12 protein-coding genes are annotated in these 16,129 nt (G+C 69.7%); 9 read left to right on the top strand and 3 right to left on the bottom strand.

All coding sequences use genetic code 11. The features are described 5' to 3' along the window. Nucleotides 1–17 precede the first annotated feature (17 nt). From ACJ8AN_RS30715 to ACJ8AN_RS30705, 3 genes are all read left to right on the top strand, one after another. Nucleotides 18–872, top strand: coding sequence for a glucodextranase DOMON-like domain-containing protein (locus ACJ8AN_RS30715; protein WP_407759081.1), 855 nt, complete (start codon nt 18–20; stop codon nt 870–872). Nucleotides 873–986: 114 nt separating this feature from the next. Continuing rightward, nucleotides 987–3,206 (top strand): hypothetical protein, encoded by a 2,220-nt coding sequence (locus ACJ8AN_RS30710; protein WP_407759080.1) that lies wholly within the window; start codon nt 987–989, stop codon nt 3,204–3,206. A 103-nt stretch (nt 3,207–3,309) separates the two neighbouring features. Beyond that, nucleotides 3,310–4,338 carry a glucodextranase DOMON-like domain-containing protein gene (locus ACJ8AN_RS30705; protein WP_407759079.1) on the top strand — a complete coding sequence of 343 codons (1,029 nt, stop codon included), beginning with the start codon at nt 3,310–3,312 and terminating at the stop codon, nt 4,336–4,338. On the opposite strand, the gene ACJ8AN_RS30700 is transcribed toward ACJ8AN_RS30705, so the two are convergent. After that, complete coding sequence (locus ACJ8AN_RS30700) at nt 4,264–5,928, bottom strand: alpha-amylase family glycosyl hydrolase (RefSeq protein ID WP_407759078.1); 1,665 nt, start codon at nt 5,926–5,928, stop codon at nt 4,264–4,266. The genes ACJ8AN_RS30705 and ACJ8AN_RS30700 overlap by 75 nt on opposite strands. A 189-nt stretch (nt 5,929–6,117) precedes the next feature. Here ACJ8AN_RS30700 and pulA point away from each other — a divergent pair, with 189 nt between their 5' ends. The 3 genes from pulA (at nt 6,118) to larC (ending at nt 11,934) form a co-directional block, all read left to right on the top strand. Next, nucleotides 6,118–9,834 (top strand): pullulanase-type alpha-1,6-glucosidase, encoded by a 3,717-nt coding sequence (gene pulA / locus ACJ8AN_RS30695; protein WP_407759077.1) that lies wholly within the window; start codon nt 6,118–6,120, stop codon nt 9,832–9,834. A gap of 156 nt (nt 9,835–9,990) precedes the next feature. Next, complete coding sequence (larB, locus tag ACJ8AN_RS30690; RefSeq protein WP_407759076.1) at nt 9,991–10,743, top strand: nickel pincer cofactor biosynthesis protein LarB; 753 nt, start codon at nt 9,991–9,993, stop codon at nt 10,741–10,743. 3 nt (nt 10,744–10,746) lie between these two features. Continuing rightward, the gene (larC, locus tag ACJ8AN_RS30685) at nt 10,747–11,934 is read left to right on the top strand and encodes a nickel pincer cofactor biosynthesis protein LarC (RefSeq protein WP_407759075.1); all 1,188 of its coding nucleotides are present in this window, start codon (nt 10,747–10,749) and stop codon (nt 11,932–11,934) included. A 9-nt stretch (nt 11,935–11,943) separates the two neighbouring features. Here larC and ACJ8AN_RS30680 read toward each other — a convergent pair whose 3' ends face one another. Next, a complete protein-coding gene (locus tag ACJ8AN_RS30680) occupies nt 11,944–12,834 on the bottom strand; it encodes an aldo/keto reductase (RefSeq protein WP_407759074.1) in 891 nt (296 codons plus the stop codon). 171 nt (nt 12,835–13,005) lie between these two features. Between ACJ8AN_RS30680 and ACJ8AN_RS30675 the strand changes: the two genes are divergently transcribed. Further along, nucleotides 13,006–13,899, top strand: coding sequence for a polysaccharide deacetylase family protein (locus ACJ8AN_RS30675; protein ID WP_407759073.1), 894 nt, complete (start codon nt 13,006–13,008; stop codon nt 13,897–13,899). A gap of 14 nt (nt 13,900–13,913) precedes the next feature. Here ACJ8AN_RS30675 and ACJ8AN_RS30670 read toward each other — a convergent pair whose 3' ends face one another. Beyond that, a complete protein-coding gene (locus ACJ8AN_RS30670) occupies nt 13,914–14,342 on the bottom strand; it encodes a cereblon family protein (protein ID WP_407759072.1) in 429 nt (142 codons plus the stop codon). A gap of 119 nt (nt 14,343–14,461) precedes the next feature. Here ACJ8AN_RS30670 and ACJ8AN_RS30665 point away from each other — a divergent pair, with 119 nt between their 5' ends. Both ACJ8AN_RS30665 and ACJ8AN_RS30660 read left to right on the top strand, forming a co-directional pair. Next, the gene (locus ACJ8AN_RS30665) at nt 14,462–15,370 is read left to right on the top strand and encodes an ATP-binding cassette domain-containing protein (protein ID WP_407759071.1); all 909 of its coding nucleotides are present in this window, start codon (nt 14,462–14,464) and stop codon (nt 15,368–15,370) included. Beyond that, nucleotides 15,357–16,112, top strand: a complete 756-nt coding sequence (locus ACJ8AN_RS30660) for an ABC transporter permease (RefSeq protein WP_407759070.1) — start codon at nt 15,357–15,359, stop codon at nt 16,110–16,112. Before ACJ8AN_RS30665 ends, ACJ8AN_RS30660 begins: the two co-directional genes overlap by 14 nt. The last annotated feature ends 17 nt before the right edge of the window (nt 16,113–16,129 follow it).

Here is a 16,129-nt window from a genome sequence, read left to right as displayed (position 1 = left end):
ACAAGGAGCTGTTGCACATGAAGACTTCGCGTTTCGCTCTGTGGACCCTGGCCGCGGCGCTCGTGGGCGCCCCCGCTCTGGCCGGCGACAAGGTGTCCTTCAAGGACCCCACCGGGGATGACAACGGTCCCGGCACCTACAAGTACCCGACCGACACCGTGTACAAGCGCGGCTCGTTCGACCTCACCGACTTCACCTTCGAGAAGAAGGGCGACAAGGGGGAGATCACCCTCGGCTTCAACACCACGCTCGAGGACGCGTGGAAGATGGGCAACGGCTTCTCCGTGCAGATGGCCTTCATCTTCATCGACACGGACCACAAGGAGGGCAGCGGCTCCACCGACGCTCCTCCGGGCCTCAACGTGAAGTTCGCCCCCAAGGACGCCTGGGAGAAGGTCATCGTCATCTCCCCGCAGGCCACCGGCCGCGTGAAGGCCGAGGTCGGCAACAAGGCCGGCGCCCTCAAGGACAACGTCCTCGTCCCCAACAAGACCAAGGGCTCGGGCCGCAAGATTACCTCCACCGTGGACCTGGCCGGCCTCACGGGAGATCCCTCGCAGTGGGGCTTCCAGGTCATCGTGCAGTCCAACGAGGGCTTCCCGGCGGGCAACGACCTGTTGACGCGCAAGGTCAACGAGTACGAGGGCCAGCACCGCTTCGGCGGCGGCAATGACGGCGAGTGCGATCCGCACGTCATCGACCTGCTCGCCGGCGAGGGCAAGGGGGAGGCCTCGGAAGTGAAGGCCCAGCACGATATGCTCAGCTACGAGTGCGCCGAGGACGGTACGGCCAAGAAGATGGCCACGCTGTCGATGGTGGGCGCTGGAGAGAAGGCCACGGCCGAGGAGAAGAAGGCCGAGGAGAAGAAGTAGTCACACAGCTTTCAGCATTTCTGCCGGATGGCCGCGCGGAGGGTGATGAGCCCTCCGCGCCGGCAGCCGGGGAGCCCCCTTCCCGGTTCGGCTGCCATTGAGAGGGGAATCACCATGAAGATGAAGTCCTTGCGGAAGGGCGCAGTCGCCCTCACCGCCGTCGCCGCCCTGCTGCCCGCCACGTCCTCGCTCGCCCAGGAGGCGCCCAAGCTGCAGATCGGCGGTACTACCTACACCAAGTGGCTGTACGGCAACTCGCGCACCCAGGGCGCGATGTACAACTTCACCACCATCCCCGGTGAGGGCTCCGGCGAGAACGGTATCGGTACCGAGCTCGAGCTGCTCCTCAACGCGCGGCTGTCCAGCGCGGTCGAGGTGCGTGGCCGTCTGCACAGCCGTTTCAGCCAGAACTTCTGGACCAACTTCGGCGGCTTTGGCGGCAACCCGAATGGCCCCTGCGTCAATGGCGATTGCGGTGAGTTCGACTCGCGCTCCAACCAGTACATCAAGCTGCGCGGCCTGGCCGTCACCCTGACGCCGGGCTACGTCATCGACTCGGCCACCATCGGCGCCAACGACTTCGGCCAGTTCGATCCCTACGTGGTGGGCCGCATCCGCTACATCGACCGCGACAACGCCTACGGCGTGCTCGTCCAGGGCTCCGCGCTCGAGCGCAAGTTCACCTACGACGTGGCCGGCATCTCCCTGCCCCGCCTGTGGGCCGGCCCCAACTACAACACGGGCGCGTTCCACACCACGGACGCCTCCTACGTGTTCCAGGGCAAGTACACCTTCAATGACATGTTCGACGTCGGCGGCATCTTCCAGTACGCCATCGACAACGAGCTGAACAAGACGGACACCAACGTGGACAACGGGCGCGATCTCTACCCGCGCTTCCGCAACGGGGTGGGCGGCATCAAGGCCGGCTTCCACCTGGGCTCCACGCTGGACGTGAAGGGCTCGTTCTACCGCTCGTACATGCACGCCGAGGACACCAACTACTTCGGCGAGACGTCGGACAACAACCCGTCCTGGACGCCCAAGAGCTTCGGCATCAACGGCTACTCGCCCATCCCCGCCGGCAAGCACGAGGACAACAGCTGGAAGGTGGACGTCACGCTGAATGATCCGATGGACATCGGCCTGTCGCTCAACGCGCAGGCGTTCAGCGTCGGCGCCGACTACGTGTCCATCATGGCCGCGCGCCGCGAGTCGGACGTGCTGCTCACCGAGGGTAACGACGGCTCCTTCGCGTTCCCCGGCCCCTCCAACGCCAAGTACGGCGTGTTCGCGGGCAACCCCACCGTCATCGGCTACGGCGGCTGGACGAACGAGACGCAGCAGGTGGCCACGCTCAACGTGGACAACGAGTTCACCGACTTCGACGAGCCCATGGCCGAGACGGTCATCGGCTGGAAGGGCGTGACGCTCAACCCCGTGTACAGCAACGGCGCGCTGGATATCGCCGGTGAGTACTCGTACATCACCTACAACACCAACTGGCAGATGTGGGGCGATGACACCAGGTCCATGCAGAACACCCAGTACCCGGGTGCGGAGCTGGACTCGGGCGTGCTGCACAACTTCCGCACCGCCTACCAGCCCTTCCAGGACAAGCAGACGCACATCCTGCTGGCCAAGGCCCGCTACGTGCTGGACATCGGCCGCGGGCTCGACCTGTTCGGCAAGGTCAAGTACATCCACGAGAACGACAAGCGCCTGAACGACAAGAAGTACCTGCCCTACCAGGACGGGGACTGCGTGAGCGGCTCGGCGTGCAGCAACAACAAGCGCTACTACGACTCGGAGGGCAAGCTCTCCACCGCCGACTACTACAGCAATCCGAGCCTCGTCCCCGGCGGCGCGGGCTACCAGTTCAAGCCCTTCGACGACATCGCGGATGACGACCGCACGCTCAACTACACCAGCTTCAACCTGGGCACCGGCTACCAGCTGACCGACGACCTGTACGTGGCGGCCAGCTACACGAAGTTCCTGGCCAGCCTCCAGGACGGCAACACGGCCTTCCAGTCGTACAACCTGCACGAGATGGTGTCGGGCCAGCACGACAAGAACCTGCTCTCCGTCAAGGCCAAGTACATCCTGGCCGGCGTGGAGTTCGGCCTCGAGGGCCAGTACCTCTTCGGTACCTTCACCCCGGACTTCGGCTCGGGCTACGCGGTGCAGACGGCCGACGAGAAGATCGCCGCCGACCACAACGTGGCCGTGGGCTCCAAGGGCTTCTCCAACCGCTACGGCGGCTGGAACAGCCTGGAGACGCGCTCCTTCGAGCAGATGCGTCTGAAGGCCTTCATGAAGGCGCAGTTCTAGCCGTCGCTTCCAGGTCGTTTCTTCCAAGCTGTTCCGAGGGGGCCCGGGGCGAGATGTCGCCGCCGGGCCCCCGTCTTTTTCCGCCTCCCCGAGGGACCTCCGTATGCCGCTGCTCCGTCGCTTCTCCCCGCTCCTGTTGCTGGCCGCACTCGCCAGCGCCTGCCATGGCGGTACGCGTGGTGGCTCGCCGCTCTTCACCCTGGAGGACCCGCGCGGGGATGACCACGGGGACGGCGAGCTGCGCTACCCGCTGCGCGACGACCTGCCCGCGGGCTCCATGGATTTGCTGTCCTTCCGCGCCTGGCCCGAGAGCGGTGGCACCCGCTTCGAGGCCACCTTCGCCCGCCCCATCCCCGTGCCCCAGCGGCGCACGGTGGACTCGGCCGGCACCACCCTGGCGGACCAGGCGAAGCTCGGCTTCTACACCTTCAACCTCGACGTGTACGTGGACGAGGACCGGCAGGAGGGCTCCGGCCACACCGGCACGCTCCCCGGCCGCAACCTGTCGCTCGCGCCGGGCAGCGCCTGGGAGAAGGCCCTCATCCTCACCCCGCGTCCCTACGAGGCGCGCGACGTGCTGCGCAAGCTGTGGCGCGACACCGCCGTCGCCGAGGCCCAGCGGCAACAGGGCGCGGTGAGCGAGTCCGCCGTGCACGCGCTGGAGGCCCAGGTGGAGCAGCGCATGGAGGCCCAGGTCTTCTTCCCCACCCGCGTGCGCGTCTTCGGCCCCACCGTGTCCTTCTTCGTCCCCGACAGCTTCCTCGGTGGCCCGGCGAAGGCCTCGTGGGGCTACGCGGTGGCCGTCACCGGCGCCACCCTCGAGCGGCGCGTGGAATTGCCCACGCTGCTCGGCGGCATGACGGCGCCCCCCGCGCAGGGGATGATGGTGCTCGGCATCGGCCCCGGCGTCTCCAAGGAGCGCTTCGGCGGCGGGCGCGTGGGCGGCACGAGCCAGTCGCCCGTGGTGGACCTGCTGGTGCCCGAGGGCGTGCGGCAGGAGGACGTGCTCGGCGTCAACGCGCCGGGCTGGCCGGCGGTGGTGCCCGCCCCGGCCGCGCTACCGCAGGCGCCAGAGGCCGGTGGCCCGGGCGGGCAGGGTGACGCTCCAGCCGCTCCCGTTCCGAACGGGTGAGCCCACCCCGGCGTCGCCGAAGAGCACCTCGGCCGGCTCTCCCTCCAGCTCGAAGGGGCCGGCCGTCTGCGCGTCGTCGGTGAGGTTGTGCACCACGAGCACCCGCTCGTCTCCCAGCACGCGCAGGAAGGCCACCGTGGGCGAACGGCCCTGCGTGGAGGTGAGCAGCCTCAGTCCGCCCCGGCTCAGCGCGTCCGAGGCGTGGCGGGCGTGGATGAGCGAGCGGTAGCGCGAGAGCAGCGAGCCCGGGTCCTTCGTCTGCGCGGCCACGTTGGTGCCCTCGTGGCCCGGCGAGAGGGAGAACCAGGGCGAGCCGCTGGTGAAGCCGCCCGAGGCGCTCGCGTCCCACGCCATGGGCGTGCGCTTGGCCTCGTCGTTGTTGGTGGTGCCGTTGGCCATGCCCACCTCCTCGCCGTAGTACAGGAAGGGTGAGCCCTGCAGGGTGAGCAGCAGCGCGGCCGCGGTGGACAGCCGCGCCTTGTCGCCGGAGAGCTGCGTGGCCACGCGCACGTGGTCGTGGTTGGTGAGGAAGGGCGCGTCCGCCACACCCGCCGGGTAGCGGCTGCGCATCTCCGCCAGCTTGAGCGCGAGCCCGTTGCCATCGCTCGAGCGGGCGGCCCCCATCAGCTCCTCGGCCATGGGGAAGTTGAAGTTGAGCGGCAGCTCGTCCCCGCCGGGCACCTGCGCCGTGGTGCCATAGTAGGTGGCGATGATGGGCGTGGTGGTCCAGCTCTCCCCCACCAGCACCGCGTCCGGCTTCACGCCGCGCACGTACGCGGAGAACTCCTTCCAGAAGGCGTGCGTCTCCGGCGTGTCGGCCTGGCCCTGCACGCCCGCGCCCGTCTCGATGAGGTAGCGCGCCGCGTCCAGCCGGAAGCCATCCGCGCCCTTGCCCAGCCAGAACGAGGCGATGCGTTTGATCTCCTCGCGCACCGCGGGCGTCTGCATGTTCAGGTCCGGCATGCCGCCCCAGAAGACGCCGTAGTAGTACGCGCCGTTGAGCTCGTGCCACGTGGAGCCCTTGGCGTAGAGGTCCCACGGCGGACGCCACCCCAGGTCCGTGTCGCTCCACAGGTACCAGTCCCGCTTCGCCGAACCGGGCGACGACGCCGCGTCCACGAACCACGGGTGCTGCGAGCTGGTGTGGTTGATGACCAGGTCCAGGATGACGCGCATGCCCCGGCGGTGGGCCTCGGCGCACAGGCGCTCGAAGTCCTCGTTGGTGCCGTAGTCCGGATGGATGCGCTCGTAATCCGTCACGTCGTAGCCGTGGTAGCTCGGCGAGGCGAACACCGGCATCAGCCACAGCGCGTCCACGCCGAGGTCCGTGGTGGTGCTCGGGTCTCCGTCGTTGAGGTAGTCCAGGCGCGAGATGAGGCCGGGGAGGTCTCCCTTCCCGTCCCCGTTGGAGTCCTGGAAGCTGCGGACGAATACCTCGTAGAAGACGGCGTGCCGGTACCACTCGGGGCCCGCGGGTGCGGCGAGCTCCACCGGGGGTAACGAACCGGGTTCATGCCCGGTGGGCGTGCTCGAGATGCAGGCCGAGAGAGCGAGCAGGGGGAGGAAGCGCGAGGAGCGGGAGCGCGTCATGGGAGCAAGGCTCTAGCAGCGCTCCGGCGCCCGTGCCAGCGGCCCGAGGTGAAGGCCGTGGGGCCCCTCTGTTATACGCTGTCACCCACCTCCAACAGGTGCCCGGCCGCCGCCTCCCCTGGCGCGGCTGCTCCGCGCAACAAGGTGTCTCGAATGACAACTGTAGCTCCACCCCTCAGAAAGCCCCGTTTGGGGGCGCTGCTCGGCACGCTCGCGTTCCTCTCCGCGGGAGCGGCGGCCGCCGAGCCCACGACCGTCACGCTCGTCGGTTCCGTGCAGACCCCACTGTCGTGCACCGCGGGTGACGCGACGTGCACCACCTCCCGCCTGGGCTTCGACTCGGGCGACAACGCCTGGCAGGGCTCGTTCAACCTGCCCGCCGGCACCTATACGTTCCGCGTCGCCGTCGACGAGGCGGGCTCGCTCACCACCTACGGCAAGGGCGGCGCCTCCGACGGGGAGGAGCTCTCCCTGTCGCTCACCGGCGCGACGGAGGTGAAGTTCTATTACGACAGCGCCACCCACTGGGTGACGACCCGGTTCAACTCCGTCATCGCCACCGCTCCCGGCGACTTCCAGAGCGAGCTGGGCTGCCCCGGTGACTGGTCTCCGGACTGCCTGCGCTCGTGGCTCAAGGACGTGGATGGGGACGGCATCTACAGCTTCACCACCACCGCGCTCCCGGCGGGCTCCTACCAGGGCAAGGTCGCCATCAACGAGAGCTGGAGCGAGAACTACGGCGAGGGGGGCGCGCGCGATGGCGCCAACATCGGCTTCTCCGTGCCCACGACGGGAGCCCCGGTGATCTTCCGCTACGACTCGGCCACCCACAAGCTGTCCATCGAAGTCGTCGGCGCGCCCAAGGGCGACATCTTCCTGGCCCGCGCCCACTGGGTGTCCGGTGGCCTGCTGGTGTGGGAGCCCAAGGATGGTGCCATCCCCTCCGGCTCCTCCTTCCGGCTGCACTACGACGCCAACGGGGACATGACCCTGGGCTCCACGGGCATCTCCGGTGGCCAGTCCCTTCCCCTCACGCTCGAGACGGCGGGCCTGCCCCCGCAGGTGGCCACGAAGTTCCCGCACCTCGTGGGCAAGCCGGTGCTGCGCATCGCCGACGCCGACCTCGCCATGGTGAAGGACCTGCTCAAGGGCCAGCTCGCCCTCTCGCTCACGGACAAGGATGGCAACCCGGTGGACGCCACCGGCGTGCAGCTGCCGGGAGTGATCGACGAGCTGTACGCCAATGACGACGCCCTGGGCGTCACCTGGAACGGCGGCGTCCCCACGCTCAAGGTCTGGGCCCCCACCGCCCGCAACGTCACCCTCCACGTGTTCTCCAGCTCCGACCCCACCGCCACGGCCACCGCCACTCCGGCCATGACGCTCAACCCCTCCACGGGCGTGTGGAGCCTCACCGGCGACGCGAGCTGGAAGAACCAGTTCTACCTCTACGAGGTCGAGGTCTACGTCCCCTCCGAGCACAAGGTCCTCAAGAACCTCGTCACCGACCCGTACTCGCTCAGCCTCTCCACCAACAGCAAGCGCAGCCAGGTGGTCGACCTGGCCGACCCGGCGCTCGCGTTCGCGGGCTGGGACTCGCTGGTGAAGCCCCCCCTGGCCGCCCCCGAGGACATCGTCCTCTACGAGCTGCACGTGCGCGACTTCAGCATCAGCGACGCCACCGTGCCCGCCGACGAGCGCGGCACCTTCCTCGCCTTCACCGAGGCCAACTCCAACGGCATGAAGCACCTCAAGCGTCTGGCCTCGCACGGTCTCACGCACGTGCACCTGCTGCCGGTGTTCGACATCGCCACCATCGACGAGGACCGCTCCCAGCACCAGTCGCCCGCCGGGGACCTGGCCTCCATGCCCCCCGACTCCGAGCAGCAGCAGGCCGCCGTCACCGCCGTGGCCGACAAGGACGGCTTCAACTGGGGCTATGACCCGTACCACTACACCGTCCCCGAGGGCAGCTGCGCCACCCGGCCCGATGGCAGCGCTCGCATCGTCGAGTTCCGCAAGATGGTGAAGGGGCTCTCCGACAGCGGCCTGCGCGTGGTCATGGACGTGGTCTACAACCACACCAACGCCTCGGGCCTGGGCGACAAGTCCGTGCTCGACAAGGTGGTGCCCGGCTACTACCAGCGCCTCAACCTGGACGGCAACGTGGAGACGAGCACCTGCTGCCAGAACACCGCCTCCGAGCACGCCATGTTCGAGAAGCTCATGGTGGACTCGCTCGTAACCTGGGCGAAGTTCTACAAGGTGGACGGCTTCCGCTTCGACCTGATGGGCCACCACATGAAGGCCAACATGGAGAAGATCCGCGACCGCCTGCACGCGCTCACCCTGGAGAAGGACGGCGTGGACGGCTCGCGCATCTACCTCTACGGCGAGGGCTGGAACTTCGGCGAGGTGGCCAACAACGCGCGCGGCGTGAACGCCACCCAGCTCAACATGCCCGGCACCGGCATTGGCACCTTCAGCGACCGCCTGCGTGACGCGGCTCGCGGCGGTGGCCCCTTCAGCGGCCTGCAGGAGCAGGGCTTCGTCAGCGGCCTCTGGTACGACCCCAACTCCGCCACCTCCGGCTCCACCGAGGAGCAGCGCCAGCGCCTGCTCCAGTACATGGACCAGATTCGCGTGGGCCTGGCCGGCAACCTGCGCGACTACTCCTTCGTCAACAAGGTGGGCGATACCGTGAAGGGCTCGCAGGTGGACTACAACGGCCAGCCCTCCGGCTACACCCTGGACCCCCAGGAGGTCATCACCTACGTCTCCGCGCACGACAACGAGACGCTCTTCGATGCCGTGCAGATGAAGGCGCCCGCCGCCGCCAACCTGGACGCCCGCGTGCGCATGCACAACCTGGGCATCAGCCTCGTGGCGCTCGGCCAGGGCATCCCCTTCTTCCACGCCGGCGACGAGCTGCTGCGCTCCAAGTCCCTCGACCGCAACAGCTACAACTCGGGCGACTGGTTCAACAAGCTCGACTTCACCTACCAGTCCAACAACTGGGGCGTGGGCCTGCCTCCCAAGGCGGACAACGAGAGCAACTGGCCCGTCATGAAGTCGCTGCTCGCCAACCCGGACCTCAAGGCGCGGCCGCCGCACATCCTGCGCGCGCTCGAGCACTTCGAGGAGATGCTCAGCATCCGCAAGAGCGCGGCCCTGTTCCGCCTGCGCTCGGCCGAGGACATCCAGGCTCGCGTGCGCTTCCTCAACACCGGCCCGTCCCAGGTGCCCGGCTTCATCGTCATGAACCTCCATGACGAGCTGGCCACCGACGGCACCACGGACGTGGTGGTGCTCTTCAACGCCAACGACGAGCAGCAGGTGTTCCACATCCCCGCGTACTCGGGCATCCCGATGCGGCTGCACCCCGTGCAGCAGGCCTCCACGGACCCCGTCGTCCAGAGCGCCTCGTTCGCGTCGTCCGGCGACTTCACGGTCCCCGGCCGCACCACCGCGGTGTTCGTGAACGCGCCGCCCACCACGCCGGACGCGGGCACGGACATGGACGCGGGGACGGGCTCCGACGGCGGCGTCATCATCGACCCGGGCTCGGATGGCGGCACGGCCACGGACGGTGGCTCGGGCGAGGTCGACGCGGGCACGGGCTCCGATGGCGGCGTCATCATCGATCCGGGCACGGACGGTGGTTCGGGCGACGCGGGCACGGGCTCCGACGCGGGCACGGGCTCCGACGCGGGCACGGGCACCGACGCGGGCACGGGCTCCGACGCGGGCACCACCCCCGGCGTCGACGCGGGGACGGGCAACGGCGGTGGCGACTCGGGCGGTGGCTGCGGCGGCTGCACGGGCTCCGGCGGCGGCTCCTTCAGCGCCCTGGCGATGCTGCTCGGCGGCGTGATTCAGTCGCGGCGCCGTCGCCGGGCGGAGTAGCGCTCCTGTTGTTCCGGGCACGGGGGCCGGCCTTCTGGTGCTGGCCTCCGTGTCCTCGTCTCACCCGGGAGGACCCGCCCCCACAGTGGCCTCCCGGGCCGAGGTTTCTCACGCTCCTCGTTTCCCCCGCTCGCGCAGTGGGGTAGAGGGGCGGGCATGGATGAGAAGACGCTCACCCGGTTGCTCCAGCAGGTGAAGGGCGGCAAGGTCTCCGTGGACGAGGCCGTCGGCCAGCTCAAGGACCTGCCCTTCGCCGAGCTCGGCTACGCCACCCTGGACACCCACCGCAGCCTGCGCTTCGGCTTCCCGGAGGTCGTGCTCGGCGAGCCGAAGACGGCCGAGCAGGTGCTGGGGATTGTCGGCAAGCTGGTGGAGCGCAAGCAGACGGTGCTGGTGACGCGGCTCCAGCCGGAGAAGGCCGAGTCGCTCCTGGCCGCCTTCCCCAAGGGCCGCTACCACGACGTGGCGCGCATCTTCCACCTGCCCCAGGGCAAGCCCAAGGCGGGCAAGGTGTCGGTGGTGACGGCGGGCACCAGTGACATCCCCGTCGCCGAGGAGGCGGCCATCACCGCCGAGGCCATGGGCGCCACGGTGAAGCGCGTGTACGACGTGGGCGTGGCGGGCATCCACCGGCTGCTGCGGCGGCGCGAGGAGATTCAAGACGCGCACGCGGCCGTGGTGGTGGCGGGCATGGAGGGCGCCCTGGGCAGCGCGCTCGGCGGCCTGGTGGGCATTCCCGTGGTGGCGGTGCCCACGTCCGTGGGCTACGGGGCCAACTTCGGCGGCGTGTCCGCGCTGCTCTCGATGATCAACTCGTGCGCCTCCAACGTGGCGACGATGAACATCGACAACGGCTTCGGCGGTGGCTTCTACGCGGCGCTCATCTCCCGCACCAAGGGCAGGCGCTGAGCCATGGGAGAGACTCACGTGCGCAAGGTGCTCTACCTCGAGCCGGTGGGCGGCATCGCCGGAGACATGTTCCTCGCGGCGGGCGTGGACCTCGGCGTGCCGCCCGAGGCCATCTCCCAGGCGCTCAGCGGGCTGCAGGTGCCGGGCTGGAAGCTGGCGGTGAGCCGCGCGGTGCGCCACGCCATCAGCGGCACGCACCTGGACGTGGTGCTCGACGAGCGCGAGGCCCATCCGCACCGGGCCTACGCGGACATCCGCCAGCTGATTGAAGCGGCCCCCACGCTCTCGCCCCGCGCGAAGGAGCGCGCCCTGGCGGTGTTCCGTGCCATCGGCGAGGCCGAGGCCAAGGTGCACGGGGTGTCCATCGACGCCATCCACTTCCACGAGGTGGGCGCGGTGGACTCCATCGTGGACATCTGCGGGGCGGCGGTGGTGCTCGACTTGCTCGGAGACCCCGAGGTGTACGCGGCGCCGCCCCCGCTGGGCAGCGGCACCATCCGGGTGGCGCACGGCAACATGCCCATCCCCGTGCCCGCCACGCTCGAGCTGCTCAAGGACGTGCCCGTGCGCTTCGAGGGCGTGGGCGAGCTGACGACTCCCACGGGCGCGGCGCTGCTCAAGGTGCTCGCGCGCATCGGCCAGCCGCCGCCGGACTTCATCGTGGAGCGCATTGGCTACGGCGTGGGGACGAAGGACTTCCGCGACAGGCCCAACGTGCTGCGCGCCTCCATGGGCCGCGCCGGGGCTCGCGCCGAGGGCCTGTGGGTGCTGGAGGCCAACCTGGATGACAGCACGCCGCAGCTGCTCGGCTACCTGCTGGAGCACGTGCTCGGCAAGGGCGCGCTGGATGCGTGGGTGGTGCCCGCGACGATGAAGAAGGCGCGGCCGGGCCACCTGCTCGGCGTGCTGGTGGAAGGCGGGGCGAAGGAGACGGTGCTGGAGACGCTCCTGCGCGAGTCCACCACGCTCGGGGTGCGCTCCTACGCGGTGGAGCGCACGGCGCTGGAGCGCGACTGGGTGGAGGTGGAGACGCCGTGGGGCCGGGTGCGCGTGAAGCGCGGCCTGCGCAACGGCGAGGTGCTCAACGCCCACCCCGAGTTCGAGGACTGCCGCAAGGTGGCCGAGGCCGCCGGAGTCCCGCTCAAGCAGGTGATGGCGGCGGCGCTGGCGGCGTTCGGCTCGGGGCGGTGAGGGCGCGCCCTACTTCTGCTGGCTCTTCTTCCACGCCTCGCGGCCCTGGGCATCGAGCGCGCGGAAGTCCTCGTCCGAGAGCTTGATGCCCGCGGCCGCGGTGTTCTCCTCGAGGTGGCGCACCTTGCCCGTGCCTGGAATCGGCAGCATGACGGGGCTGCGCTGGAGCACCCACGCGAGCGCCACCTGCGACGGCGTGGCCGAGAGCTTCTTCGCCATCGTGTCCAGGATGCCCCCCGGCGCCGAGAGGCTTCCCGCCGCCAGCGGGAACCACGGGATGAAGCCGATGCCGTTGGCCGCGCAGTGGTCGAGCACCGCCTCGCTCTGCCGGTTCACCAGGTTGTAGAGGTTCTGCACCGTCGCCACCTTGAAGAAGCGGCCGGCGGCCTGGATCTCCTCCACGTTCACCTCGCTCAGGCCCAGGTGGCGGATGAGGCCCTCGCGCTGCAGCTCCGCCATGACGCCGAACTGCTCGTCGCGCGGCACCTTCGGGTCGATGCGGTGCAGCTGCCACAGGTCGATGCGCTCCTGCTTCAGCCGGCGCAGGCTCGTCAGCACGCACTGCCGCAGGTACTCGGGCCGCCCCACCGGACGCCAGATGTCGGGCCCGTGGCGGGTGAGGCCTCCCTTCGTGGCGATGAGCATCCCCTTGGGGTAGGGCACCAGCGCCTCGGCGAGAATGTCCTCGCTGTCGAACGGGCCGTAGCTGTCCGCCGTGTCGATGAGGTTGATGCCCAGCTCGGGCACGCGCTTGACCGTCCTGCGCGCCTCCGCCGAGTCCTCCGGCGGCCCCCAGATGCCCTTGCCGGTGATGCGCATCGCACCAAACCCCAGCCGGTTCACCTCCAGGTCGCCGCCAATCTTGAATGTGCCGCTCGCCTTCGCGTTCGCCTCAGCCATGGTGTGCCCTCCCGAGCCGCTATGGAGGCGCTACGACTAACGCGAACCGGACGGTCGTGCCCGACGGAAACGCACCCGAGGGTCCGCAAGCCGTCAAAACGGGCCGGGGGCGCTCCGGGCGTGTGGAAGGGTCCGGCTACCATGGCGGTTGAACCTCCAGGGAATACCGCCATGAACAACACCAGCGCCCAGGCCGCGGTCCAGACGCCGCCCCACCGAAACGTCACCTACACCGTGCAGTCCGGGGACACCCTGGGCTCCATCGCCCGGGCGAAGCTCGGAGACCCCAAGCGCTGGCCGGAGATCGCCGCGCTCAACCCGGACATCCTCCCGGACCCCAACCGGGTGGTGATTGGCATGACGCTCGAGCTGCCGCCGGCCAACCGTGCTCAGGCCCCCGCACCCGCCTCGCACGTGCGCGGCCTCTTCTGGCCCGAGCGCTTCCCCGGCCAGGTGGCCCTCACCTTCGACGACGGGCCGCACCCGGTGAACACGCCGAAGATTCTCGACATCCTCAAGCGCCACGGCGCCAAGGCCACCTTCTTCGTGGTGGGCACCAACGTGCGCAAGTACCCGGAGCTGGTGCGCCGCATCGTCGCGGAGGGCCACACGCTGGGCAGCCACAGCGAGGACCATCCCGATCTGGCCAAGGTGGACCGGGCCGAGGTGGTGCGGCAGCTCGACGCGGTGCAGGCCGCGGTGAACGAGGCCCTCGGCCACCCCTATGAGCTCCAGCAGGTGCGGCCGCCCTATGGCTCCATGGACTCGGTGGTGAAGGAGGTGTTCCAGTCCCGAGGGAACCTGGCGGTGCTGTGGACGGTGGACTCGCGCGACTGGCGCTTCCGCAACAACGAGGACGCCCGCATCGTGCGCAGCGTGTTCGCCGTCGCCGATGGCATCAAGGTGCGCGGCGGCCCCATCCTCATGCACGACATCCACCCGCAGACGGTGCGGGTGCTGGACGAAATCCTCACCCGGCTCGAGCGCGAGCGCTTCTCGCTCGTCACCACCGGGCAGCTGCTCCAGAAGAAGTACCCGGAGCAGCACCCCCCCGCGGTGAGCTGACGCGAGGGGGCCGCTCAGCTCGGGGCGGCGAGCCGGTCCAGCACCAGGCCGAGGAAGTCACTCTCGCCGTGGAAGGCCCAGCCCAGGTGCGTCTTGCAGGCGGCGCACAGGGCGACTTCCCAGACGAAGCCGGGGAACCAGCTCGCCTCGGCGGTGCGCGGGCCGAGCACGAGACAGCCCTCGGCGCGGGAGAAGCAGCCGAAGTGGAAGACGTAGCCGTGCGGGTTGACGCGGGTATGGACGTGGCGGCCGTTGACGGTGGTGCGGTGCTTCTCGTGGGTGATGACGTGGCCGCAGCGCGCGCAGCACAGGGGCGTCTCCGGCGCGCGGGACCCGGTGTCCTCCTCGGCCTTTGAGGCGGGAGGCGTCTCGGCGGGGGCGGCGGGCGTGCCCTTGAGGCGCCGGGCTCCCGGGGACGGCGCGGGCCAGGGGGAGGGATTCATGACGCGCGGAAAGCTCCTCGAGTGCTCTTGCCCATGCGCATGGCGGGATGCAAGGCCGGGCCCGCGTGGTATGTCCGCCACGCGAGTGGGAGGTCGGTCGCCTGGCGCAAAACGTCCACATGCCCCTGGAGGTCTCCGCGGTCACCAAGGTGTACCCCGGGGGCGTGCGGGCGCTCGATCAGGTGAGCTTCCGGATTCAGCCGGGCGAGCGGGCGTGCCTGCTCGGCCCCAATGGCGCGGGGAAGACGACCCTCATCCGCCTGCTCACCGGCGCGCTGCGGCCCTCGTCCGGGCGGGTGAGCCTCTTCGGGCTGGGCGTCGAGGACGGAGACTTCCTCCTGGCCAAGCGGCGCGTGGGCATCGTCCCCCAGTCGCCGGGCATGTACCGGGATTTGACGGTGGACGACTACCTCCAGTTGGTGCGCGACCTGTACGGCCGCGGAGACATCCCCGAGGTGGTGGAGGCCTTCGGGCTGGGGCCCTTCCGGACGCGGAGGATGGCGGAACTGTCCGGGGGCATGCAGCGCCGGCTGTCCATGGCGGCCGCGCTCGTGTCCTCGCCGGAGGTGCTGCTGCTGGACGAGCCCACGGTGGGGTTGGATCCGGTGGCCACGCGCGAGGTGCACACCTTCCTGCGCCAGGTGATGCCGGGCCGCACGGTGCTGCTGTGCACGCACAACCTCGCCGAGGCCGAGGCCCTGTGCGAGAGCGCCATCATCCTGCGCCAGGGCCGGGTGCTGCTGCACGAGCGCATCGCCACGCTGCGCCAGAGGATTCAACCGGCGCTCGTGCTGCGCGCCGCCGGAGGCCCCGAGCGGTTGATGGCGGCCCTCTCCGCCCGGGGCCATGCGCCCGTGCGCGAGGAGGACGCGGTGCGCGTGCACGTGGCGGACGCGGCGGCCGAGGCGCCCGGACTGCTGCGCGGGCTGCTCGCCGAGGGGCTCGAGGTGTACGAGTGCCGCGTCGTCATGCCGAGCCTCGAGGACCTCTTCCTGCAAGCCGTGGGGGCGGACGATGCTCGGACGTGAGGTGCGCATCCTCTTCGGCAAGGAGTGGCGCCAGTTGCTGCGCAGCCGCGGGGCCATGGTGACGGCACTGCTGCTGCCCATCATCCTGCTCGTCCTCGTCCCGGGGTTGCAGATGCTCGGGCTGAAGGCCGGGGGGGCGCGGCCGCCGGTGAACCTGCCGCCCGGCATGGTGCTGCCCCGAGGACTGAGGGAGCTCGCGGAGGACCCGGTGGCGATGATGCGGGCCATGCTGGTGCCCTTCATCGCGCTCGGCGGGCTCATCGTGCCCTCGGTGACGGCCAGCTACACCCTCATCACCGAGCGCGAGTCGCGCACGCTCGAGCTGCTGGTGGCGCTGCCGGTGCGCGTGGGACAGATTCTGCTCGCCAAGCTGCTGGCCCTGCTCTCGCTGGCCGCGGCCGTCACGCTGGTGCTCTTCTCCCTCGACGCGGCGCTCATCCTCGGGCTGGGCATCGGCTCGCCCGGTTACGTGCTGGCGCTGCTCGCGGTGCTGCTCACGGCGCTGACGTACTCCACCACCACCGCGCTGCTCGTGAGCCTGCTCGCGCGCGACTTCCGCACGTCCAACAACATCAACGGGCTGCTCATCGGCCCCACCATCCTCGTCTGCTTCTTCGTCGCGCTCGCGGTGCCGAGCCCCCTGCTGAGCGCGCTGTTGCTCGCGGCGTTCTTCACGCTGGGCTCCGTGGTATCCACCCTCGTGGCCTTGAAGGTCATCACCTTCGAGCGGCTGCTACGCTGAGCCCCCCTCTGGAAACC

The organism is Archangium sp. (genome assembly GCF_045802675.1).
In the GTDB taxonomy this organism is placed as follows: Bacteria; Myxococcota; Myxococcia; order Myxococcales; family Myxococcaceae; genus Archangium.
This window is presented reverse-complemented; position numbering and strand designations above follow the sequence as displayed.